Source organism: Actinophytocola algeriensis (assembly GCF_014203735.1).
Lineage (GTDB): Bacteria > Actinomycetota > Actinomycetes > Mycobacteriales > Pseudonocardiaceae > Actinophytocola > Actinophytocola algeriensis.
On the sequence record NZ_JACHJQ010000005.1, the window covers coordinates 808,683 to 830,190 of the forward strand.

The 21,508-nt window shown below is 73.3% G+C and carries 21 protein-coding genes and 1 pseudogene; 14 read left to right on the forward strand and 8 right to left on the reverse strand.

All coding sequences use genetic code 11. The annotated features are described in order from the left end of the window. The first annotated feature begins 65 nt into the window (after positions 1-65). Positions 66-929: a 3-hydroxybutyryl-CoA dehydrogenase gene (locus FHR82_RS26440; protein ID WP_184813167.1), complete on the forward strand. Its 864-nt coding sequence runs from the start codon at positions 66-68 to the stop codon at positions 927-929. Positions 930-1,227: 298 nt separating this feature from the next. Here FHR82_RS26440 and FHR82_RS26445 read toward each other — a convergent pair whose 3' ends face one another. The 3 genes from FHR82_RS26445 to FHR82_RS26455 all read right to left on the reverse strand — a co-directional run bounded on the left by FHR82_RS26445 (position 1,228) and on the right by FHR82_RS26455 (position 4,011). Further along, positions 1,228-1,530 carry a roadblock/LC7 domain-containing protein gene (locus FHR82_RS26445; protein WP_184813168.1) on the reverse strand — a complete coding sequence of 101 codons (303 nt, stop codon included), beginning with the start codon at positions 1,528-1,530 and terminating at the stop codon, positions 1,228-1,230. Further along, positions 1,527-2,957 carry a S1 family peptidase gene (locus FHR82_RS26450; protein ID WP_221464243.1) on the reverse strand — a complete coding sequence of 477 codons (1,431 nt, stop codon included), beginning with the start codon at positions 2,955-2,957 and terminating at the stop codon, positions 1,527-1,529. The genes FHR82_RS26445 and FHR82_RS26450 overlap by 4 nt, the downstream gene beginning before the upstream one ends. A 106-nt stretch (positions 2,958-3,063) precedes the next feature. After that, complete coding sequence (locus FHR82_RS26455; protein WP_184813169.1) at positions 3,064-4,011, reverse strand: LysR family transcriptional regulator; 948 nt, start codon at positions 4,009-4,011, stop codon at positions 3,064-3,066. An 80-nt stretch (positions 4,012-4,091) separates the two neighbouring features. Between FHR82_RS26455 and FHR82_RS46445 the strand changes: the two are divergent. Together FHR82_RS46445 and FHR82_RS26470 are read left to right on the forward strand one after the other, a co-directional pair. Further along, positions 4,092-4,946, forward strand: a pseudogene (locus FHR82_RS46445) (oxygenase MpaB family protein). Next, positions 4,943-5,542 (forward strand): TetR/AcrR family transcriptional regulator, encoded by a 600-nt coding sequence (locus FHR82_RS26470; RefSeq protein ID WP_184813172.1) that lies wholly within the window; start codon positions 4,943-4,945, stop codon positions 5,540-5,542. The pseudogene FHR82_RS46445 and the gene FHR82_RS26470 overlap by 4 nt, the downstream one beginning before the upstream one ends. On the opposite strand, the gene FHR82_RS26475 is transcribed toward FHR82_RS26470, so the two are convergent. Beyond that, the gene (locus FHR82_RS26475; RefSeq protein ID WP_311771285.1) at positions 5,529-6,170 is read right to left on the reverse strand and encodes a TetR/AcrR family transcriptional regulator; all 642 of its coding nucleotides are present in this window, start codon (positions 6,168-6,170) and stop codon (positions 5,529-5,531) included. The two genes, FHR82_RS26470 and FHR82_RS26475, sit on opposite strands and share 14 nt — an antisense overlap. Before the next feature lie 204 nt (positions 6,171-6,374). Beyond that, positions 6,375-6,896, reverse strand: a complete 522-nt coding sequence (locus tag FHR82_RS26480) for a CGNR zinc finger domain-containing protein (RefSeq protein WP_184813173.1) — start codon at positions 6,894-6,896, stop codon at positions 6,375-6,377. Between the two features lie 275 nt (positions 6,897-7,171). Here FHR82_RS26480 and FHR82_RS26485 point away from each other — a divergent pair, with 275 nt between their 5' ends. Further along, entirely contained in the window at positions 7,172-9,715 is a 2,544-nt protein-coding gene (locus tag FHR82_RS26485) for a bifunctional FO biosynthesis protein CofGH (RefSeq protein ID WP_446471813.1), read from the forward strand. Positions 9,716-9,738: 23 nt separating this feature from the next. Here the strand turns inward: FHR82_RS26485 and FHR82_RS26490 are convergent, their stop codons facing one another. Continuing rightward, positions 9,739-9,903 (reverse strand): hypothetical protein, encoded by a 165-nt coding sequence (locus FHR82_RS26490; protein ID WP_184813175.1) that lies wholly within the window; start codon positions 9,901-9,903, stop codon positions 9,739-9,741. Positions 9,904-9,911: 8 nt separating this feature from the next. On the opposite strand from FHR82_RS26490, the gene FHR82_RS26495 reads away from it, so the two are divergent. Next, a complete protein-coding gene (locus tag FHR82_RS26495) occupies positions 9,912-10,103 on the forward strand; it encodes a hypothetical protein (RefSeq protein WP_184813176.1) in 192 nt (63 codons plus the stop codon). 45 nt (positions 10,104-10,148) lie between these two features. Here FHR82_RS26495 and FHR82_RS26500 read toward each other — a convergent pair whose 3' ends face one another. Continuing rightward, on the reverse strand, positions 10,149-10,865 hold the full coding sequence (locus tag FHR82_RS26500; RefSeq protein WP_184813177.1) for a hypothetical protein: 717 nt from the start codon (positions 10,863-10,865) through the stop codon (positions 10,149-10,151). Positions 10,866-11,108: 243 nt separating this feature from the next. Here FHR82_RS26500 and FHR82_RS26505 point away from each other — a divergent pair, with 243 nt between their 5' ends. The 9 genes from FHR82_RS26505 to rfaE2 (FHR82_RS26545) all read left to right on the forward strand — a co-directional run bounded on the left by FHR82_RS26505 (position 11,109) and on the right by rfaE2 (FHR82_RS26545) (position 20,611). Further along, the gene (locus FHR82_RS26505; protein WP_184813178.1) at positions 11,109-11,654 is read left to right on the forward strand and encodes a D-glycero-alpha-D-manno-heptose-1,7-bisphosphate 7-phosphatase; all 546 of its coding nucleotides are present in this window, start codon (positions 11,109-11,111) and stop codon (positions 11,652-11,654) included. Next, the gene (locus tag FHR82_RS26510) at positions 11,651-12,691 is read left to right on the forward strand and encodes a glycosyltransferase family 9 protein (RefSeq protein WP_311771287.1); all 1,041 of its coding nucleotides are present in this window, start codon (positions 11,651-11,653) and stop codon (positions 12,689-12,691) included. Before FHR82_RS26505 ends, FHR82_RS26510 begins: the two co-directional genes overlap by 4 nt. After that, the gene (locus FHR82_RS26515; RefSeq protein ID WP_184813179.1) at positions 12,676-13,893 is read left to right on the forward strand and encodes a glycosyltransferase; all 1,218 of its coding nucleotides are present in this window, start codon (positions 12,676-12,678) and stop codon (positions 13,891-13,893) included. The genes FHR82_RS26510 and FHR82_RS26515 overlap by 16 nt, the downstream gene beginning before the upstream one ends. Continuing rightward, entirely contained in the window at positions 13,890-14,465 is a 576-nt protein-coding gene (locus tag FHR82_RS26520; RefSeq protein ID WP_184813180.1) for a D-sedoheptulose-7-phosphate isomerase, read from the forward strand. The genes FHR82_RS26515 and FHR82_RS26520 overlap by 4 nt, the downstream gene beginning before the upstream one ends. Before the next feature lie 110 nt (positions 14,466-14,575). After that, on the forward strand, positions 14,576-15,955 hold the full coding sequence (gene rfaE2 / locus FHR82_RS26525) for a D-glycero-beta-D-manno-heptose 1-phosphate adenylyltransferase (protein WP_311771288.1): 1,380 nt from the start codon (positions 14,576-14,578) through the stop codon (positions 15,953-15,955). A 30-nt stretch (positions 15,956-15,985) separates the two neighbouring features. Beyond that, entirely contained in the window at positions 15,986-16,678 is a 693-nt protein-coding gene (locus tag FHR82_RS26530; protein ID WP_184813181.1) for an SDR family oxidoreductase, read from the forward strand. Beyond that, positions 16,675-18,054, forward strand: coding sequence for an aldehyde dehydrogenase family protein (locus FHR82_RS26535; protein WP_311771289.1), 1,380 nt, complete (start codon positions 16,675-16,677; stop codon positions 18,052-18,054). The genes FHR82_RS26530 and FHR82_RS26535 overlap by 4 nt, the downstream gene beginning before the upstream one ends. Then, the gene (locus FHR82_RS26540) at positions 18,051-19,136 is read left to right on the forward strand and encodes a glycosyltransferase family 9 protein (protein WP_184813182.1); all 1,086 of its coding nucleotides are present in this window, start codon (positions 18,051-18,053) and stop codon (positions 19,134-19,136) included. The genes FHR82_RS26535 and FHR82_RS26540 overlap by 4 nt, the downstream gene beginning before the upstream one ends. Then, entirely contained in the window at positions 19,133-20,611 is a 1,479-nt protein-coding gene (gene rfaE2, locus FHR82_RS26545) for a D-glycero-beta-D-manno-heptose 1-phosphate adenylyltransferase (protein WP_311771290.1), read from the forward strand. The genes FHR82_RS26540 and rfaE2 (FHR82_RS26545) overlap by 4 nt, the downstream gene beginning before the upstream one ends. Here rfaE2 (FHR82_RS26545) and FHR82_RS26550 read toward each other — a convergent pair. Continuing rightward, positions 20,595-21,458, reverse strand: a complete 864-nt coding sequence (locus FHR82_RS26550) for a glycosyltransferase family 9 protein (protein WP_376706445.1) — start codon at positions 21,456-21,458, stop codon at positions 20,595-20,597. The genes rfaE2 (FHR82_RS26545) and FHR82_RS26550 overlap by 17 nt on opposite strands. Positions 21,459-21,508: the final 50 nt, after the last annotated feature.

Here is a 21,508-nt window from a genome sequence, read left to right on the forward strand (position 1 = left end):
TGCGGAGCGAACGATCGGGTACAGGGCGACCGCGAGCGGCCGCTCGGAGCCTGCGAGGAGCGGTCTTGAGCGGCATTGAGCGGGTAGGCGTGGTCGGGTGCGGCCTCATGGGATCGGGCATCGCCGAGGTGAGCGCACGCGCCGAGCTCGACGTGGTCGTCACAGAGGCGTCCGAGGACGCGCTGAAGGCCGGCCAGGCACGCGTCGAGAAGTCGCTGGCCAGGGCCGTGCGCAACGGCAAACTCGCCGGCGACGAGCGCGACGCGGCGCTGGCGCGCATCCGGTTCACCACCGACCTCGCCGACTTCGCCGACCGCCAGCTGGTGATCGAGGCGGTCGCGGAGAACGAGCAGGCCAAGACCGAGGTGTTCACGTCGCTGGACAAGATCGTCACCGCGCCGGAGGCGATCTTCGCGTCGAACACGTCGTCCATCCCGATCATGAAGCTCGGCATGGCGACGTCGCGGCCCCAGCAGGTCATCGGCATCCACTTCTTCAACCCGGTGCCGGTGCTGAAGCTCGTCGAGCTGGTCCCGTCGCTGCTGACCGGCGAGGACACCAAGGCGCGGGCGCAGGCGTTCGCCCAGGGCAAGCTGGGCAAGCAGGTCATCCTGTCCCAGGACCGCGCGGGCTTCGTGGTGAACGCGCTGCTGGTGCCGTACCTGCTGTCGGCGATCCGGATGCTGGAGTCGGGCTTCGCGTCGCCGGAGGACATCGACACGGGCATGGTGCAGGGCTGCGCCCACCCGATGGGCCCGCTCGCGCTCACCGACCTCATCGGCCTGGACACGACGAAGGCGATCGCGGAGTCGATGTACGCGGAGTTCAAGGAGCCGCTGTACTCGCCGCCGCCGCTGCTGCTGCGCATGGTCGACGCGGGTCTGCTGGGCAAGAAGAGCAACCGCGGCTTCTACGACTACAGCAGCTGAGGCCGAGGCATGGGGTTGGCCGACCCCTGACATCGTCGATCGCTGGATGCCCGGGTGCCCGCGACGGGGCGCCGACTCGCAAGCCCGCGCGTGTTCCGCCGGTCGCGGGCGTGCGCGGCGTGGCCTCCGGCCCCCTCGAACCACGCTACCGGACGGCACCGACATCGCCGTCGCGCTCGGCCCCGGTTGTCCACAGCGAGAGCGACTGTCCACAACCTCGTCGCGCGGCGGTCGGTTCTGTCGGTGGTGCCCGGTAGCGTGGATCTCGGGGGCCGGAAGCCGACCCCCGGGGCACGCCTCACTCGCGGATCGTCAGCACCGCCAGGTGGGTGCCGTCCGGCAAGGTGGTCAGGACCAGTGCGCCCTGTGCCATCTCGATCGTCGTGCAGTGCACGCGGGTCGCGCCCAGCACCGCGGCGGTGCCCGCCGCCAGCCCGGCGATCCCGGCGGCGAGGGCCGCCAGCCGGGACGCCTGAGCCGGCGGCAGGCCGGCCGAGGTGGCGAGTGGCGTGCCATCCGCTGTGCACGCCACCGCCCGCACCACGCCGTGGACGACGTCGGCCAGGTCGTCGACCAGCCGGTCGACGTCGACCACGGTCATGGGCGTGTGTACCCCAGGGTGTAGGTGCCGGAGCCGCTGTACGCGTGCACGCGGTAGCGGTAGTAGCCCGCGGTGCCGTTGTAGGTCAGCGTCTCGTCGGGGTTGGGGCTCGTCGCGCTCGCGACGTCCGTCCACGACGCGCCGTTCCACTTCTGCAGGTACAGGTCGAAGTCGGTGCCGGACGGGCCGTCGAGGCAGCCGGTGTGCGCGCCGCCGCCGGTCGACTGGTAGTAGCCGCCGTTCGGCTGGATGGCGCTCGCGCCAGACGCCAGGTTCCCGGTGATCGACCCCTCGCACTCGCCGCCAGGGGGCTCGCCGCCGCCGTCGGTCACCAGCGTCAGGTTGTAGGCCTGCAGGATCTCGTTGACCGGCTGGAAGAACGTCGTCCCACCGGAGCGGCAGTTGCCAGAACCGCCGGAGGTCACGCCCTGCGCCTGGCTGCCAGCCACGAGCGATCCGCCGGAGTCACCGGGCTCGGCGCACACGTTCGTCCTGATCAGCCCGGTGATCGTGCCCTCCGGGTAGGTCACCGACGCGTTGCGGGCCTGGATCGAGCCGCAGTGCCAGCCGGTCGTCGAGCCGGACCGGCACACGGTCGACCCGACCGCCGCGTCCTGCGAACCGGCCACCGCCACCCGGCCACCGGCGTAGTTGTTGACCGCGCCGACCGGGGTGTTGCCCGCGTTCACCTGCACGTACGCGTAGTCGTTGCCCGGGAAGCTCGACCCGGCGAACCGGCCGCTCGGCTGCGTGGTCGTCGCGCCCGTGCGGCCGCAGTGCCCGGCCGTCACGAACCCGCCCTGCACCGAGAAACCCACCGAGCAGCGGGTGCCCGACCCGATGTAGTACGCGTTGCCGCCGACGACGTCGATGAGCGGCCGCGGCGACTCGTCGGACGCCACCACCCGCACCGCGTTCTCAGGTACCCCGGCGGACCGCACGAACCGCCACGCGGCGGCGGTCGCGTCCGCGCGGGACAGCACGACGACGGTGTTCGACGGCGTGTCCACGTACCAGCCCGGCACGGTCTTCGGCGCGCGGAGTTTGTTGCGGTCCAAGGAGAAGCGCACATTGTCGAGTGCCTTCTCGCTGCGTGCCACCACGCGGGCGGCGGCGCCCCGCGAGCGCACCTCGCCTGCCGCCGCCGTGGACGTGACCGCGACGACGAGCTCGCCGTCGGCGAGCCACCCGCCGACGTAGGTGTCGCCGAGATCCTTGCGCAGCACCAGGTTCGTGGCGTTGGCACGTTTCTCGGTCGCGAGCCGGGTCGTCGCCTGGTCGGCGGTGAGCCCGAGGTCGCGCTGCATCGCCGCGAGCATGCCGTCGGTGGACGGTGCGGGCGGCGGTGCGGCTGTCGCGGCGGGCGCGGTCGCGAGCCCGGTGATCAGGGCCGCGACGAAGATGCCCGAACGGAGTCTTCGATCCATGTTCCGGTGTCTCCCTTGACATCGCAAAGCAGGGTGGATCAACAAGGGAAACGCTAGGTCGGATCAGGACGTCCGGGGACATACCAGTTGGGCCATAACGCCCGTCTTATGCACCGAACTCGGGGTGCCGGGCGAGCCAGCCCGCGTAGGACGGGCTGTGCCGCAGCGAGTCGCGGTACGCCTCGCGCGCGTACTCGTGCACCTGCGGGGCGACGCCGTCCGCCGGTGCGTCGGGATGCCAGCCGATGAGGTGGCGCCACCGCAGCGGTGCGCTGGCGAACGGGTAGCCGCGCACGTCCGGCTGTTCCCGGAACGTGGGCTGGCACAGCGCGACGGCCTGCCCGCTCGTCACGAGGTCCAGGCAGACCCGCAGGTCCGTCTCGTACATGGGTTCCGGGGTGAAACCGGCCCGTGCGCACGCCGCGGCGAAGCAGTCGGCGAAACACCCGTCGCCCGGGGTGGCGGCCCACCGCGCGGCGGCGAAGTCGGCGAGGTCCACCTCGTCCCCGCCCGACAGCGGGTGGTCGCTCGCGAGCAGCACCCCCACCGCGTCGACCGCGACGAGCCGCCACTCCAGGCCGGGTGGCGGTGGCGCGTCGCCGCAGACGCCGATGATCGCGAAGTCCAGCCTGCCCGCCGACACCAGCTCGGTCAGCTCCAGCGCCGACCACGACGCCTGCGTGGTGACGCTGGTGTCCGGCCTGCTCTCCGACAGCCGTCGCATCAGCCCGCTGACCATGGAGTTGCCGACCGAGCCGATGCGGTACCGGATGGCGGTGACCGGCGTGCTCGCGAGCCGCGCCGCCTCGTGCCGCAGGTCGGCGACCGCGGGCAGCACGACCTTCGCGCGGGACAGCACCAGCTCGCCGAGCGCGGTGGGCCGCGCGCCGCGGTGGTCGCGGTCGAACAGCGGCCCGCCCAGCGCCCGCTCGATGCGGTTGAGCTGGGCGGTCAGCGCGGGCTGGGCGAGCCCGAGGTGCGCGGCCGCCCTGGTGACGCTGCCGTGCTCGGCGATCGCGCAGACCACCTTCAGGTGCCGCAGCTCCAGGTCCACGCGCACAGCGTAGGTCTTTCCGGCCGCGATGGACCCGTGATACAAAGATTCAGAACTGTCTCATCGACTCAGGAGCGGGCATGACCGAGGTGGTACGGACCGAACCGGCGCTGGGTGCGCCCGGGCCCGGGACGCTGCACTGGCGGTACGCGGGCGAGGTCCGCGGCTACCTGCTGCTGGTGAAGGCGGGCCTGCTGCAGCTCATGCACCCCGGCCTCGGCGCGGGCGTCGAGCACCACTCGGACTTCTTCAACGAGCCGTGGGAGCGGGTGCTGCGGTCGGTGCCGGAGATCCAGGGCGTCACGTTCGACTACCCGGACGGTGCCGCCACCGCGCAGAAGATCCGCGACTACCACACGCACATCAAGGGCACCGACGCACAGGGCAGGCGGTACCACGCGCTCGACCCCGAGACGTACTTCTGGGCCCACGCCACGATCTGGGACGCCCTGTTCCAGATGATCGACCTGTTCGACCACCCGATGACCGAGGCGGAGAAGGAGCAGCTGTACTAGGAGGGCCGCGGCGCCTACCGGGCGTACGGGGTGAGCGACCGGCTGGTGCCGCCGGACTTCCCGAGCTTCCAGGCGTGGTTCGACGAGATGTGCCGGAACCGCCTGGAGATCACGCCCGCCGCGCGCGGACTGATCACGTTCGCCAAGGAACCGCCTGCGACGTTCCCGCTCGTGCCCGCGTTCCTGTACCGGATCGCGCGCAAGCCGACGGCGAAACCGTTGTGGTGGCATTCGGTCGGTACGCTGCCACCCGTGGTGCGGGAGATGATCGGCGAGACGTGGACCGACCGCGACGAGCGGCGCCACCGCACGCTGCGCACCGCGATCCGCCGCGCCTGGCCGCTGCTGCCCGCGCGGGTGCGGTACACGGCGCGGGCGCGGGCGGGCTACCGGCGCGCGGGAGCCGGTCCGCTGGGATGACCTCGCTGCTGGAGCTGGTGCTGGCCGACCCGTCGACCGACGAGGTCGGCGAGTCCATCCTGGACACCGCGCTGGAGGAGTTCCTCGCCTACGGCCTGCGGCGCACGACCGTGGACGTGGTCGCCAAGCGGGCCGGGGTGTCGCGGGCGACGCTGTACCGCCGCTTCGACGGCAAGGACGCGCTCGTGCAGGCCGTGCTGGTGCGGGAGTCCCGCAGGTTCTTCGGCAGCATCGCCGGCGCGGTCGCCGGTGTGTCCACTGTGGAGGACCGGCTCGTGGAGGGGTTCGTCGTCGGGGTGCGGTACGCGCGTGCCGACCGGTTGCTGAACCGGCTGCTCGCCTCCGACCCGGAGGCGCTGCTGCCGTACCTGACCACGAACGGCGCACTCGTGGTCGCCGCGGCCCGGGAGTTCCTGGTGGTGCAGGGCGGATCCAGGGCGCCGGTGGGCGACCGGACCCCGGAGGGCGTCGCGGAGTTGTTCGTGCGCCTCGCGATCTCCTTCACGCTGATGCCGGAGAGCGCGATCCCGCTCGAGAGCGACGAACAGGTGCGGGCATTCGCCCGCGCCTACCTCGCGCCGCTCATGCGCCCGTAGCGGAACTCCCCGGCAGGACCGCGTCCATCAGGTCGCGGAGGTCGGTCTTCGCGCGGTGCCACCGGCGCCCGGTGATCACCGGGTCCTCATCGGACAGTCCCATCAGCAGGATGCCGCGGACCGCGTCCATGGCCGTGTACAGGACGTGCCGGAACCGGGGGTTGCCCGCGTACTCGCCGAACGCCGCCTCCGTGAACTCGATGAGCGACGCGCGTGCCGCTGGTTCCACCCTCGTCATCTGCTCACGCAGTTCAGGGTCGGTGCGGGCCGCGACCCAGATCTCCATCGTGGCGTACAGGACCGGGCCCTGGTGCACCTCCCAGATCAGCTCCAGCGCCGCGTCGAGCGGGTCGGGTGCGGTGCGGACCGCGTCGATCTTCTCGAACGCCAGCTCCGCGCGTTTCTCCGCGAGGTGGCGGACCGCGGCGGCGACGAGGTCGGAGCGGGTGGGGAAGTGGTGCACCTGCGCCCCGCGCGTGACCCCCGCCAGCTCGGTGACCCGGGTGGTGGTCGTGCCCGCGTAGCCGTACCGCACGAGGCAGTCGACGGTCGCGTCGAGCAGCCTGCGCCGCATCGCCGCGCTGCGTTCCTGTTGGGTTCTTCCTGTCTTCGACTTCCGCACTGGCACGAGGACCAGTCTATTGAGCGGATCTCACGTTCGGGCCGTGTCCGGGCGGCTGAGCACGCCGGACGATGTTCAATCGCTGATTCTCACCCCAACGAGTGAACGACCGGAGCCAGGCGGGCGCGGGGGAACGGCGTCTCCACCACACCGGCCAGCCTTGGGCATCGCCGGTCGACCAGCCCACTCTGGACACCCCGCGCGAACGGCCTACGCGGACTTCTTCGCGCGGTGGCGGCGCACCGCGTCGCGGTTGGCGCAGCCGGGGGAGCAGTAGCGCTGCCGGCCGCCCCGGCTGAAGTCGCCGAACGGGGAACGGCACTCGTCGAGCGCGCAGCGGCGCAGCCGGGTCATGCCGCGGCCGGTCAGGTGCAGTGCGGTGCCGACGCTGATCAGCGCACGCAGCACACCCCCGAGCGCGAGGTCGGCGTCGCGGTAGTGGATGTGCCAGCCGTCGCCCGCGTGGTCGGACAGCCTCGGGTACGCCGAGGACTGTGCGAGCAGTACGTTGAGGCGCTCGGCGCGCTGCTCGGTCGTCGCCGCGTCGACCACCCCGAGCCAGCGCGCGAGGAACCGCTCGACCTCGTGCAGGTCGTCGTCGGTGGGGCGCGCGTCGACCACGACCCCCGCCGAGGCGCATCGCCTGCCCAGGTCTGCCGCGGAGCGCGGTTGCCGCAGGACCAGGTCGACGGCCAGCCGGACCGGATCCTCACCGTAAGGGTTCAAATGCACAGGACCATTACAGCAGACTGGCGGTCATGGCCGCCACACACCGCTTCCGGACCACGTCCAGTCATGCCACGAGTGAGGGCTGGGTGCTCTACCAGCGCTGTTCGTGTGGACGGACGCGGATCCTCCTCAACTCCGAACTGGTCGGAATGATCCGTCCACCCGCGAGGTTGGGATGACCATCACGTGCGTGACTGTCATGGGTGGCGGCTAGCTTGGGGACTGAGCCGCCGGTGGAAGGGGAGCTTGTGGAGGGGTTCGTACCGAACGAGACCGCGATCCGGCGGGCACTGCGCCGGGCGCGGGATGGTGTCGCGCTCGACGCGACCGAGGCCGAGACCCTTCTGCACGCAAGGGGTGAACAGCTCGAGGCGCTCTTCGACGCGGCGTCGCGGGTCCGGGACCAGGGCCTCGCGGCCGTCGGCCGGGAGCGGACGATCACCTACTCCCGCAGCGTGTTCGTGCCGCTGACCAGGCTGTGTGCCGACCGCTGCCACTACTGCACGTTCGCGACCGTGCCGGGCAGGCTGCCCTCGGCGTTCCTGTCCGAGGACGAGGTGCTCGACATCGCCCGCAAGGGCGCCGCGGCCGGGTGCCGCGAGGTGCTGATCACGCTCGGCGACAAGCCCGAGGCGCGCTGGGAGGCGGCCAGGACCTGGCTCGAGGAAGCCGGTTACCCGGACACGCTGTCCTACGTGCGCGCGATCTCGATCAAGATCCTCGAGGAGACCGGGGTGCTGCCGCACCTCAACCCCGGCGTGCTGACCTGGCAGGACTTCCAGCGGCTGAAGCCGGTGTCGGCGTCGATGGGCATGATGCTGGAGACCACCGCGACCCGGCTGTGGTCCGAGCCCGGCGGCCCGCACTACGGCTCGCCGGACAAGGAACCCGCGGTGCGGCTGCGGGTGCTGGAGGACGCGGGCCGCTCGGCCGTGCCGTTCACCACCGGCCTCCTGCTGGGCATCGGCGAGACCCTCGCCGAGCGCGTCGACACGCTGTTCGCGATCCGCAAGGTGGCGCGGCAGTACGGCGGCATCCAGGAGGTCATCGTCCAGAACTTCCGCGCGAAGCCGGACACCGCGATGCGCGGCACGCCGGACGTGGAAGCGGACGAGCTGGCGGCGACCGTCGCGGTCGCCCGGCTCGTGCTCGGCCCGAAGATGCGCATCCAGGCGCCGCCGAACCTGATCGCGGGCGAGTTCGAGCTGCTGCTGCGCGCGGGCATCGACGACTGGGGCGGCGTGTCGCCGCTGACCATCGACCACGTCAACCCGGAGCGGCCGTGGCCGCACCTGGACGAGCTGGAGAAGCACACGCGGGCGGCCGGGTTCGAACTGGCCGAGCGGCTGCCGGTCTACCCCGAGTACGTGACGCGGGGCGAGCCGTGGCTGGACCCGCGCGTCATGCCGCACGTGGCCGCGCTGGCCGACGCACAGGGGCTCGCCGACCCGGCCGCGGTGATCACCGGCAGGCCCTGGCAGGAGCCGGAGGTCGCGCTCGTCTCCTCCGGCCGCACCGATCTGCACGCGTCGATCGACACCGAGGGCCGCACGGCCGACCGCCGCGACGACTTCGACTCCGTCTACGGCGACTGGGAGGAACTGCGCCAGCAGGTCGGTCCCGGTGTCTCCCCGTCGCCCGGTGCACGTGCGCGCGGTGAGTTCGCGACCGCGTTACGCCACGCCGAGGCGGACCCGGCCGGACTGTCCGACGAGGACGCGCTGACACTGCTGTCCGCGCGGCACGGCCACGAGATCGAGGCCCTCGCCGCGCTCGCCGACGACGTGCGCCGCGACACCGTCGGCGACGACGTGACCTACGTGGTCACCAGGAACATCAACTTCACGAACGTCTGCTACACCGGCTGCCGGTTCTGCGCGTTCGCCCAGCGCCGCACCGACAGCGACGCCTACACGCTCTCGCTCGACCAGGTCGGGCAGCGGGCCGAGCAGGCGTGGGCGGTCGGTGCGACCGAGGTGTGCATGCAGGGCGGCATCCACCCGGACCTGCCCGGCACCGCGTACTTCGACATCGCGGCCGAGGTGAAGAAACGCGCGCCGGGGCTCCACGTGCACGCGTTCTCGCCGATGGAGGTCGTGAACGGTGCGTCGCGGACGAACATGTCCATCCGCGACTGGCTGACCGCGGCGCACGAGGCAGGCGTCGACTCGCTGCCCGGCACGGCGGCGGAGATCCTCGACGACGACGTGCGGTGGGTGCTGACGAAGGGCAAGCTGCCGACGGCGTCGTGGGTCGAGGTCGTGACCACCGCGCACGAGCTGGGCATCAACACGACGTCCACGATGATGTACGGGCACGTGGACAACCCGTCGCACTGGGTCGCGCACCTCAAGCTGATCCGCGACCTGCAGGAACGCACCGGCGGGTTCACCGAGTTCGTGCTGCTGCCGTTCGTCCACACCAACGCGCCGCTCTACCTCGCGGGCATCGCGCGGCCGGGCCCGACGTACCTCGAGAACCGCGCCGTGCACGCGCTCGCCAGGTTGTTGCTGCACGGCCGGATCGACAACATCCAGACGTCGTGGGTGAAGCTCGGCGACGAGGGCGTGGTCGACGTGCTGCGCGGCGGTGTCAACGACCTGGGCGGCACGCTGATGGAGGAGACCATCAGCCGCATGGCCGGGTCGGAGAACGGCAGCTACAAGACGATCGCGGGCCTGGAGGCGCTCGCCGCGTCGGCAGGTCGCCCTGCCCGGCAGCGGACGACCACCTACGGCGAGGTGCCGGAGGAGCGGCTCCGGACCGCGCGGGAGCACGACGGCGTGTGGCGGCCGAACCTGTTGCCACTGGTCAGCGGCTGACCGGGCGGTACTGTCCGGTTCTGTCACGGACGGGGCGTGACCGTCAACCACATGTCCGCCGAGCGGAGGGCCGCGTACTGGACGCCGGAACGGATCGCGAACGCCAAACCGGTGCCGGTGCCGACCTCGGGGGCGGCACGGGCGGTGCCGAAACCCGACGGCCCGGCCGTGCCCGGCACGGTGCCCAAGACAAGGGATGTCCACAACACTTCCGCTACGCGCCGGATTACAACGCTGGCAACGCGCTACACGGCTGGTGGCACTGGCGGTCGGCGGGCTGGGCCTACCAGGTGGGCACGTTCTTCGGCAGCTACGGCGCCGCGGCCGCGCGGGCAGCTACTACGGCCAGGTCGCCTACGACGTGTGGAGCGGCGCGCAGAACGCCTGACGGCCGGCTCCGGGAACCGGACAGTCCGTGAGGTGCCGCGATGTCTCAGGGATGGCTCAGCAGCACGCCGATCCCGTCGACGAGCGAGACGTCCTCGGCGACCAGGATGTCCGCGCCGATCGCGAGAGCGGCCATCGGCAGGGCTTCGTCCGCGCGTTGGCAGCTGGCGGGCATGCCGACCGCACGCAGGTCGGCGTGGTCGTCGGTGACCTGGTCGCGGTGGGTGCCGCCGACCCACACGGTGCGGTCGGCCAGTGCGCCCTCGGCGATGACCAGCGCGTCCGCGTTGTGGTCGCGCAGTGCCGCCGCGCACCGCGCGACTCCCTGCACCACCGGACCTTCCGGCCGGGACGACTCGAACAGGAACTGGTCGAACATCGTCCGGTCCGCCGGGTCCGGACCGCTGTCGGCGCCTCCTGCCGCGACGAGTGCCGCGGAGGGGGCGTGCACCGGGTGCCTCGGCACCAACGGGAGGAGGTAGGGCAGATCGGACAGCCGTGCGATCGGGGCGCGTGGTGACCAGGTGAGCGGGCCGTCGACCAGGACGCCCGACGGGGTCACGATGAGTGCGCGGCCCCCCTCGGCTGGGCCGTCGTGGCTCAGCGCGTCGTCGAGTGCCGCCAGCATCTCCTCCGGGGTGTCCTGCGCGGCGAGCGTGCGGCGCAGGACCGGCCAGCCCGGCCCGCCGACGTCCGAGGGCAGGTATACCGATGCGAAGGGGCCGTGCGCGAGGGCCATGTCGCGGATCGCCGCGGTGTTCATCGTGACCTCCGGATGACGTCGGGGCCGACCGGCCACCCGGTCGGGCGGCCCGCACCCCTCCCGCGTTCGCCGAACCTTCGCGGTGCACGAGCCACGGAGGCGTATACCCGGCGACGAGGCCGGCATGCACGTGAGCCGGACGCGGTTTTGGTGATCTCACGGGGGTTCTCGTGGCTTTCGTCGCGGTGAGTAGTAGTTGCTACCCTCTGGTTTACGTCTGGGGCGCACGGCAAATCTGCCCCCGTGAAAGCGGCTGACGAGGCACGCGCCGTGTTGTTCGACCGGGACGGCACGCTGGTGGAAGACGTGCCCTACAACGGGAATCCCGAACTGGTCGCGCCGGTGCCGGGTGCCGCCGCCGCGCTGGATCTGCTGCGGGACAACGGAATCCGGCTCGGCATCGTGAGCAACCAGTCCGGAGTGGGCCGAGGGCTCCTGACCGATGAAGACGTCCACCGTGTCCACGAACGGGTGGCTCGCCTGCTCGGGCCGTTCGACGACATCCGGTACTGCCCGCACCTCCCCGAGGACGGGTGCGGCTGCCGCAAGCCCGCGCCGGGCATGCTGCTCGCGGCGTGTGCCGCGCTCGGCGTGCGGCCGGCGTCGGTCGTCGTCATCGGTGACATCGGCGCCGACGTCGGTGCGGCCACCGCGGCTGGCGCGACCCCGATCCTCGTGCCGACGCCGGTGACCCGGCGGGAGGAGGTGGCCGCCGCCCCGATCCTCGCACCGGACCTGGTCACCGCCGCGGAACTGGCGGTCGAGCTGCTGGTGGGGGTGCGGACGTGACGAAGGTGCTGGTGGCGCGCCTCGACAGCGACGGAGACGTCCTGCTCGCCGGTCCCGCGATCCGCGCGGCGGCGGCGCACGCGGACGACGTGACGTTGCTGTGCGGCCCGGCGGGCGCGCAGGCCGCCGAGCTGCTGCCCGGTGTGAATCACACGATCGTGTGGTCGTGCCCGTGGATCGCGGCCCATCCCGGCCCGGTCCACCCCGACGAGGTGCGGGCGCTCACCGGCAGGCTCGCCACCGCGGGTTACGACCTGGCGCTGATCCTCACCTCCGCGCACCAGTCCTGCCTGCCGCTCGCGCTGGTGCTGCGCATGGCCGGGGTGCCGGCCATCGCCGGCATCTCCGCGGACTACCCGGGCACGCTGCTCGACGTCCGACTGCGCCCCGACCTCGACTTCACCGACGACGCACCGGAACCGGAGCGTGCGCTCGCCGTGGCGAACGCGGCAGGCTGCCACCTGCCCGACGGCGACGACGGCGCGTTGCGGGTGCACGCGCCGCCGGACATGACGCACCTGACCGGGCGCGGCCCCTACCTGGTGCTGCACCCGGGCGCCACTGTGCCTGCCCGGCGCTGGCCCGCCCACCGGTGCGCCGAGGCCGTGCGTGCGCTCACCGCCGACGGCCACCGCGTGCTGGTCACCGGCGGGCCGGGGGAGAAGGACCTGACCGCCGAGGTGGCGGGTACCGAGGGCACCGACCTCGGTGGCGCCACCGGCTTCGCGGAGCTCGCCGGGGTCCTCGCGGCCGCGGACGTCGTGATCGTCGGCAACACCGGGCCCGCGCACCTCGCCGCCGCCGTCGGCACCCCGGTGGTGTCGTTGTTCTCACCGGTCGTGCCCGCCGTGCGCTGGGCGCCCTACCGCGTGCCGACCGCGCTGCTCGGTGACCAGACCGCGCCGTGCCGGTCGACGCGGGCACGCGAGTGCCCCTTGCCCGGGCACCCGTGCCTGACCTCCGTGACGGCCGACGACGTGCTGGCCGCCGTCAACACACTCCTCGATGGGACACCCACGACATGCGCATCGCCATGATCTCCGAACACGCCAACCCGGTCGCCGCCCTCGGGGAGGTCGACGCGGGTGGGCAGAACCTGCACGTCGCCGAGTTGTCCGCGGCACTCGTCGCGGCCGGGCACGACGTGACCGTCTACACGCGGCGGGACCATCCCGAGCAGTCCGACCTCGTCACGCCGCAGGGCTACCGCGTGGTGCACGTCCCGGCAGGTCCGGCCAGACCCGTGCCGAAGGACGAGCTGCTGCCGCACATGGGCGAGTTCACCAGGTTCGTCGACCGCGCCTGGCGGACCGACCGGCCGGACGTGGTGCACTCGCACTTCTGGATGTCCGGTCTCGTCGCGGTCGTCGCCGCCCGCCGGCACGGCATCCCGGTGCTGCACACCTACCACGCGCTGGGCACGGTGAAGCGGCGCCACCAGGGCGGGGACGACACCAGCCCGCCGCAGCGCATCGGCATCGAGCGGATGATCGGCCGTGCCGCGGCCGGGATCATCGCGACGTGCGCCGACGAGGTGGACGAGCTCGCGCGCATGGGTGTGCCGAGGGAGCGGGCGTCGGTCGTGCCGTGCGGGGTGGACTGCACGCAGTTCGGCCCCGAGGGTGAGCGAGCGCCGACACGGCTGCCGCACCGGGTGGTCAGCGTCGGGAGACTGGTGCCACGCAAGGGTTTCGCGGACCTGATCGCGGCACTCCCCGGGGTCGCGGACACCGAGCTGGTCATCGCGGGAGGCCCGGTCTGCGCCCGGCTGGCCGACGATCCGGAGGCCGGGCGGCTGCGTGCGCTGGCCGAGCGGCTGCGGGTCGCCGACCGGGTGCGGTTCGCCGGGCAGGTGCCGAGAGACCGGATGCCGGCACTGTTGCGGTCGGCCGACGTGGTGGCGTGCGTGCCGTGGTACGAGCCGTTCGGCATCGTGCCGCTCGAGGCGATGGCGTGCGGGGTGCCGGTGGTCGCGACCCGCGTCGGCGGGCTGATGGACACGGTGGTGGAGCACGTGACGGGTGAGCTCGTGCCGCCGCGCAGGCCGGCCGCGCTGGCCACCGCCCTGCGGCTGCTGCTCGCCGACCCGGTCCGCCGGTCGTTCCTCGGCGGCTCCGGCCGGGAACGCGCCGAGTCGCGCTACCCGTGGCAGCGGATCGCCGCCGAGTGCGTGCGGGAGTACCTGCGCTGCGCCGACCTCACCAGTACCGGTGTGGCGGCGGGGAGCGCGGCGCGATGAGGACCGTCGACCGGCTCACGGAGGTCGAGCGCGTGGTGCGGGTGCTGCGCGGCGAGGCCGACCGGTTCACGCGCTGGGGCGGGCTGCTCGCCGAGCGGTTGCCCGACGGTGCGCGGCTGCTCGCCGCGGGGAACGGCGGCTCGGCCGCCGAGGCACAGCACCTCACCGCCGAGCTGGTCGGGCGGTTCGACGCCGACCGGCCTCCGTACGCGGCGGTGGCGTTGCACGCCGACACCTCCAGCCTCACCGCGATCAGCAACGACTACGGCTACGCGGACGCGTTCGCCCGGCAGGTGCACGCCCACGCGCGGCCCCGCGACGTGCTGGTGCTGCTGTCGACCAGCGGCCGCAGCGAGAACCTGCTGCGTGCCGCCGACGCCGGCCGGGAACGGGACGTGACGGTGCTCGCCATGACCGGCCCCGCGCCCAACCCGCTGGCCGACCGCGCCGACGACGTGCTGGCCGTCCCCGGGTGCACCGCGACCGTGCAGGAGGCGCACCTGATCGCCGTGCACCTCGTGTGCGCCGCGTTCGAGGCCGCGCTGGCAGAGCCGGTGAGGAGGGTGTCGTGAGCGGAGCTTGCGGAGCGAACCATCAGGTACCGGGCGGAGCTCGCGGAGCGAACCACCAGGTACCGGGCGGAGCTCGCGGAGCCAATCATCAGGTACAGGGTCTGGTGATCGTGGGCGACAGCCTCCTCGACATCGACCTGGTCGGCTCGGTGCAGCGGGTGTGCCCGGACGCGCCTGCGCTGGTGGTGGACGAGGACGCGCGCAGGCCGCGCCCGGGTGGTGCCGGACTCGCGGCGTTGCTCGCGGCCCGCGCCGGTGAGCCGGTCACGCTCGTGACCGCGCTCGCCGACGACGACGAGAGCGCGGTGCTGCGCACGCAGCTCGGGCGGATACCGGTCGTCGCCGGACCGGCCAACACGCCGACGCCGGTGAAGACCAGGGTGCGGGCGGACGGGCACACGCTCGCCCGCATCGACCGCACCCGCGCGGGGAAGCCGACGGTCACCGCCGAGATGCTCGCCGCGCTCCAGTCCGCCGACGCGGTGCTGGTGTCCGACTACGGCCGCGGCCTGACCGAGGACCCGGCGCTGCGGGACGTGCTCACCGAGGTGGCCGCCCGCGTGCCCGTGGTGTGGGACCCCCATCCGCGGGGCGCGCCGCCGGTGCACGGCGTCACGCTCGTGACGCCGAACCTGGACGAGGCCCAGCGGATGTGCGGGCAGTCCGGGGACGGTGTGGCGGCGGCCGGGGCCGCCGCGTCGATGCTGCGGGCGCGGTGGCGGGCGGATGCCGTGGCCGTGACGCTGGGCAGCCGAGGCGCGCTGGTCGCGGACGCGGACGGGACGACGCTGGTCCCGGCGCCGCCGGTCGCCGCGGCCGACCCTTGTGGTGCCGGTGACCGGTTCGCGGTGGCGGTGACCGCCGGGCTGATGCGGCACGACACCGTGGCCGCCGCGGTCGCGCACGCCGTGGCCGCGGCGGCCCGGTTCGTCGCCGACGGCGGTGCCGCCGACATCACCGGCGGGGCGTTCGCCACGGTACGGTCCGAAGAGGACAGTGACATCGCCGCGGCGCGCGAGCTGGTCGCGTCGGTGCGTGCCCGCGGTGGGACGGTCGTCGCCACCGGCGGCTGCTTCGACCTGCTGCACGCCGGGCACATCAGGACCCTGACCGCGGCCCGCGGCCTCGGCGACTGCCTGGTGGTGTGCATGAACTCCGACGAGTCGGTGCGTGCGCTCAAAGGACCGGACAGGCCGTTGACGGGGGAGGCCGACCGGGCGGAGGTGCTGCGCGCGCTGGGTTGCGTGGACCAGGTCGTCGTCTTCGCGGAGCACACCCCGGAGCGCGTGCTGGCCGAGCTGCGCCCGGACGTGTGGGTGAAGGGCGGCGACTACACCCCGGAGACCCTGCCGGAGACCGAGCTGGTGCGTGGCTGGGGCGGCGAGGTCGTGGTGGTGCCCTACCACGACGGCCGGTCGACCACCCGCCTCGCCGGGCTGCTCACCACAGAGCACGTCGTCTCACTCCGCAAGCTCCGCGAAAGCGGCTGAACTCGAGCTGAACCAGGGAGGAGAACCCCGATGTCTTCTACGGCAACACAACCAGTGCTCGTGTCCGGCGGCTCGAGCGGCCTCGGCGCCGCGGTCGTCGCCGCGTTGCACGACGCGGGCAGGCCGGCCGTCGTGCTGGACAAGCAGGCACCGTCCGGACCCGCGTCGGACTTCCGGCTCGTCGACGTCTCCGACAGCGCGGCCACCGAGGAGGCCGTGCGGTCGCTCGGCGACGAGCACGGGCTGTCCGGGGTGGTCACCGCGGCCGGAATCGACAGCTGCGGACCGCTCACCGAAGTGTCCACATCGGACTGGGAACGCGTGGTGCGGGTGAACCTGATGGGCACGGCGGCCGTCGTGCGTGCCGCCGTGCCGTACCTGGAGCGCGGCGCGGGCCGCGTGGTGACCGTCGCGTCGACGCTCGGGCTGCGGCCGGCGGGCGACGCGACCGCCTACTGCGCCGCCAAGTTCGGCGTCGTCGGCTTCACCAGGGCGCTCGCGATGGAGCTGGCGGGCCGGGTCGGCGTGACGCTGCTCGTCCCCGGCGGCATGCGCACCGCGTTCTTCGACGACCGCGCGGAGCAGTACCTGCCACCGGACCGCGGCAAGCTCAACCCGCCGGAGTACGTCGCGGCGAACGTCGTGCACGCGCTGAACCAGCCCGCCGGCTGTGAGCTCCGCGAGCTGGTCGTCTGCCACGAGTCCGAACCGTCCTGGCCGTGAGGAGGTCCGCTGTGCTCACCGCGAACCACGACATCTCGATCAGCGATCCCGCGACGGGTGCCCACATCGGCAGCCGCGCCTCGGCCACGCAGGCCGACATCGAGGACGCGATGACACTCGCCCGCCGCACGTTCCCGATGTGGCGGCACACCGCGGCGGCCGACCGCGGCGCCGCGCTGCGCACCGCGGCCGCCGCCCTGCGCGCCGGGACCGCCGAACTGGCCGAGATCCACGAACACGAGACCGGCCGTCCCCGTGCCGAGGCGGCGGAGTCCATCGCCGCCGGGGTGTCGACGCTCGAGCAGTACGCCGAGCTGGGGCCCGTGCATCGCGGGAAGAGCCTGCACGGCGCCTGGTCGGCGACCGACCTGATGGTGCCGGAACCACGCGGAGTCGTGGTCGCGCTGACGCCGTGGAACGACCCGGTCGCCGTCGCGTGTGGACTGCTCGGCGCCGCGCTGGTGACCGGGAACACCGTGGTGCACAAGCCGAGCGAGCGGTGCCCGCACACGGGTGAGCGGCTGGGCGCCCTGCTCCGCGACGCGTTTCCCGACGGGGTCCTGCAGACGCTCCTCGGTGGCGGCGCGACCGGGGAGCGGCTCGCCGGGCACCACGACGCGGACGTGGTCGCGCACGTCGGCGGCGCCGCGACCGGCAGGCGGGTCGCCATGGCGACCGCGCGGACAGGGGCGAAGGCGTTGCTGGAGAACGGCGGCAACGACCCGTTGCTCGTCGACGACGACGTGGATCCCGGGTGGGCGGCGGAACAGGCGGCGCTCGGGTCGTTCGCCAACGCGGGCCAGATCTGCGTGTCGGTGGAACGGATCTACGTCTGCGCACGCCGCGCGGGGGAGTTCCTCGACGCGCTCACCGACGCCGCGCGGCGGTTCGCCCTGCCGCCGCTCGTCGACACCGACCACCGCGACAAGGTGCACGAGCACGTGCGGCAGGCAATCGGCGCTGGCGCGGAAGCGCTGACCGGCGCGACGATCCCGGACGGCCCTGGCGCGCACTACCCGGCCACCGTGCTCGCCGGGTGCACCCCGCGCATGACCGTCATGGCGGAGGAGACGTTCGGCCCGGTCGCGCCGGTGATGGTCGTGCCAGACTTCGCGACCGGGCTCACCGAGGCGGCCAGGGGACGGTACGGCCTCGCGGCCACCGTCCTCACCGCCGACCTGGCGCACGTGCACGAGGCGTACCGCACCCTGCCCGCGGGCACGGTGAAGGTGAACGCGGTGTTCGGCGGCGCGCCGGGCGGTGCCGCGCAACCGCGTGGCGTGAGCGGCACCGGGTTCGGCTACGGACCGGAGCTGCTCGACGAGATGACCGCCACCAAGGTCGTGCACCTGACCGCGCCGGGCGGGCTCGGATGAAGCACCCGGCCGTCGACCTCGGCCGCCCGCCGGACTGGCGGGCGGTCGAGCGGGTGCTCGTGGTCCGCGCCGACAACCTCGGTGACGTCGTGATGACCACGCCCGCGCTGCGCGCGTTGCGGCGGGCGGCGCCGCACGCGCGGGTGGACCTGCTCGCGTCCCCGGCCGGTGCCCAGGTGGCGCCGTTGATCCCGGCGGTCACCGAGGTGCTGACGGTGTCGGCGAGCTGGCAGCAGGCGGGCACGCCCCGAGCCGTGGGCGACCTGGCGGCGGAGGAAGCCCGGCTCGTCGAGCGGGTCCGGGCCGGGAACTACGACGTGATGCTGGTGCTCACGTCCCACGGCCAGTCGCCGTGGCCGGCCGCCCACGTCGGCATGCTCGCCGGGATCGGGTTGCGGGCCGTGCACTCCACGGAGTTCGGCGGCGCCGTCGCGACGCACTGGGTCACGCCACCGCCGGTCGGCACCCACCAGGTGGACCGCTGCCTGCTCCTGCTCGCCGCGCTCGGCGTCCCGCCGGCCGGCCACGAGCTGGAACTCGCGATCCCGAAGGCGGACGGTGTACCCGAGGGCCCGTTCGCGGTACTCGCGCCGGGTGGTTCCTGTCCTTCGAAGCGGTACGCGCCGGAGCGGTTCGCGGTGGTGGCCCGGCGGCTCGCCGAGAGCGGTCTCGCCGTGCTCGTCACCGGCGCGCCGAAGGAGGCGCCGCTGGTCGACGAGGTCGTCGCGGGCGCGGCCCACCCGCTCGTCACACCGCTCGGCGCGGTCGCCGTGCCGGAGCTGGCGGCGGTGATCGCCGCCGCGGATGTGGTGGTGTGCAACAACTCCGGGTGCCTGCACCTCGCCGACGCGGCGCGGGTGCCGGTGGTCGTCACGTACGCGGGCACGGAGGGACGCACCGAGATGCCGCCCAGGACGACCCTCGCCGCACAGGTGCTGGGCAACGTGGTGCCGTGTGCGCCGTGCAGGCAGTTCCACTGCCCGTACCACCACGAGTGTCTCGACCTCGACCCCGAGCACGTCGCCGCGGCGGCGCTGCGCATGACCGGAGAGCGCATGACCAGGGAGGTGGCTCTGCCGTGACCGATCTGTCTACAGTGGACTCGACGGTCGGTGGCGACCACGAGCTGCCCGAGCTGACCCCGGACGTGCCCGCGCGCCTGGCCGCGCTGCGGCCCAGGGTGCTGGTCGTCGGTGACGTGATCCTCGACGAGTGGTTGAGCGGCAACGCGGAACGGCTCTGCCGCGAGGCACCCGCGCCGGTCGTCGCGGTCGAGAGCAGGACCGTGGCACCCGGCGGGGCCGCGAACACGGCCGTGAACCTGGCCGCACTCGGCGCGGACGTGCGGCTGGTGTCCGCCGTCGGCGCGGACGACAGCGGCCGGGAACTCCTTGCCGCACTGGAGAAAGCGGGTGTCGACACGTCGGCGGTCGTGGTCGAGCCGGGCAGGCGGACCACGGCGAAGCGGCGCGTGGTGGCGGGGGAGCAGGTGCTCGTGCGGCTCGACGACGGCGACCGCGACCAGGCGCCGCTGACCGAGGTGCCCGGGCTTTCCGACGGGTGGGACGCCGTGGTCGTGTGCGACTACGGCACCGGCCTGCTGACCGGCACCGTGCTCGACGCGGTGCGACGGACCAGGCCACCGCTCGTGGTGGTGGACGCGCACGACCCGGCCCGCTGGGCGCGGCTGTGCCCCGACCTCGTCACCCCCAACGCGGGCGAGGCGGCCGCGGTGCTCGGCCGGCCGATCCCCGCGACGGACCAGCTGCGGTTCCTCGACGAGCACCGCGGCACACTGCTGACCCGCACCGGCGCGCACGCCGTCGTGGTGACGCTGGACCGGGACGGTGCGGTGCTGCTCGACGGTGCCCGGCCCGTGCACCGGACGTGGGCGCGGCCGGTGCCGGACAACCACACGGCGGGCGCGGGCGACACGTTCTGCGCTGCGCTGACCGTGGCCCGCTGCGGTGGGCTGCCGTCGGTGGTGGCGGTGGAGCTGGCGCAGGCCGCCGCGGACGTGGTCGTGCACCGGCCGGAGACGGCGGTGTGCACGGTCGACGACCTCGCCGGGCGGCTGGGCGGGCACGGCGCGGTCGTCGACCCCGACCGGCTCGCCGGCATCGTCGCGGAGCACCGCGCGGCCGGGCGGCGGATCGTGTTCACCAACGGGTGCTTCGACGTGCTGCACCGCGGCCACGTCAACTACCTCAACGAGGCGAAACGGCTCGGTGACGTACTGGTCGTGGCGATCAACTCGGACGAGGGCGTGGCCCGGCTGAAGGGGGACGGGCGGCCGGTCAACGGGGTCGCGGACCGCGCCGCCGTCCTCGCCGGGCTGTCCTGTGTGGACCATCTGACGGTGTTCGACGAGGACACCCCGTCCGCGCTGCTGTCCCGCCTGCGCCCGGACATCTACGCCAAGGGCGGCGACCACCGCGTGGAACTGCTCAGCGAGGCGCCGGTGGTGCGGGAGTACGGCGGGGAGGTCCGCATCCTGAGCTACCTGCCGGACCGCTCGACCTCGGCGGTGATCGAACGCATCAGAGGCGGACGCTGAGCACCCGGTGCGCCGCGGCGAGCACGTCCGCCACGGTGAGGGAACCGGTCCGCAGCACGGCATGCCGCGGCCGGTCCGCCGGCGGCCCCCACCGCCGCGGCGGCGTCGCTCCGAACAGGACGACCGAGGGGGTGCCGTAGGCGGTCGCGAGGTGTCCGGTGCCGGTGTCGTTGGTGACCACGAGTGCCGCGTCCGCGACGAGGGCCGCCAGCTCCGCCAGGTCGATCTCCCCGGCCAGCACCGAGGACTCCGGCAGCCCGGCACCCGTCGCGACGGTCACGGCGAGGTCGCGTTCGGCGGCGCTGCCGGTGATCACGACCCGGTGCGCCGCCGCCAGTTCGCGTGCCACCGCCGCGAACCCGTCCGCGTCCCACCGCCGTTGCGCGACGCTCGCACCAGGGTGCACCACCACCGCGCCCGGCGCCACGCTCGCCACGTGCGGCAGCGCGAGGTCGAGCTCGCCGGGATCGGCGGGGATGTCGTGCCAGGCGAGCAGACGGCACCAGCGGTGCACCTCGTGCTGCTCCTCCACCCACTCCGGACCCGGCACCGCGGGGAACGCCGGGTGGCGGTGGGTGATCAGCCTCGTGGGCAGGGTGGCCAGCAGGTCGGCGATGCTCTCCGGCCCGGCGCCGTGCAGGTTGACCGCGACCCCCGGATCCCGGTACCGCAGCGCACCGAGCCCCGCGGTGGGCAGCAGGGTGTCCACGCACCCGGTCAGGTCCACGAGCGGCGCCAGCCACGCGGGCGCGGCGAGGACGAGCCGGTCACTCACGCGGCGCAGGCCACGCAAGGCGGGCACGGCGACCAGCAGGTCCCCGATCCCGAGCGCACGCAACACGAGCATGCCGGGCAGGTACCCCGTTTCGCCCGCCGTACGCGGGAAACCCGGGGAAC

What these genes read in the sequence shown, in the direction of transcription:
- FHR82_RS26445 (WP_184813168.1), bottom strand. Translation starts at nt 1,530, where the DNA reads ATGACCGTGGTCGACGTCGACCGGCTGGTCGACGACCTGGCCGACGTC.
- FHR82_RS26450 (WP_221464243.1), bottom strand. Translation starts at nt 2,957, where the DNA reads ATGGATCGAAGACTCCGTTCGGGCATCTTCGTCGCGGCCCTGATCACC.
- FHR82_RS26470 (WP_184813172.1), top strand. Translation starts at nt 4,943, where the DNA reads ATGACCTCGCTGCTGGAGCTGGTGCTGGCCGACCCGTCGACCGACGAG.
- FHR82_RS26495 (WP_184813176.1), top strand. Translation starts at nt 9,912, where the DNA reads ATGTCCACAACACTTCCGCTACGCGCCGGATTACAACGCTGGCAACGC.
- FHR82_RS26500 (WP_184813177.1), bottom strand. Translation starts at nt 10,865, where the DNA reads ATGAACACCGCGGCGATCCGCGACATGGCCCTCGCGCACGGCCCCTTC.
- FHR82_RS26515 (WP_184813179.1), top strand. Translation starts at nt 12,676, where the DNA reads ATGCGCATCGCCATGATCTCCGAACACGCCAACCCGGTCGCCGCCCTC.
- FHR82_RS26520 (WP_184813180.1), top strand. Translation starts at nt 13,890, where the DNA reads ATGAGGACCGTCGACCGGCTCACGGAGGTCGAGCGCGTGGTGCGGGTG.
- FHR82_RS26530 (WP_184813181.1), top strand. Translation starts at nt 15,986, where the DNA reads ATGTCTTCTACGGCAACACAACCAGTGCTCGTGTCCGGCGGCTCGAGC.
- FHR82_RS26540 (WP_184813182.1), top strand. Translation starts at nt 18,051, where the DNA reads ATGAAGCACCCGGCCGTCGACCTCGGCCGCCCGCCGGACTGGCGGGCG.
- FHR82_RS26550 (WP_376706445.1), bottom strand. Translation starts at nt 21,458, where the DNA reads ATGCTCGTGTTGCGTGCGCTCGGGATCGGGGACCTGCTGGTCGCCGTG.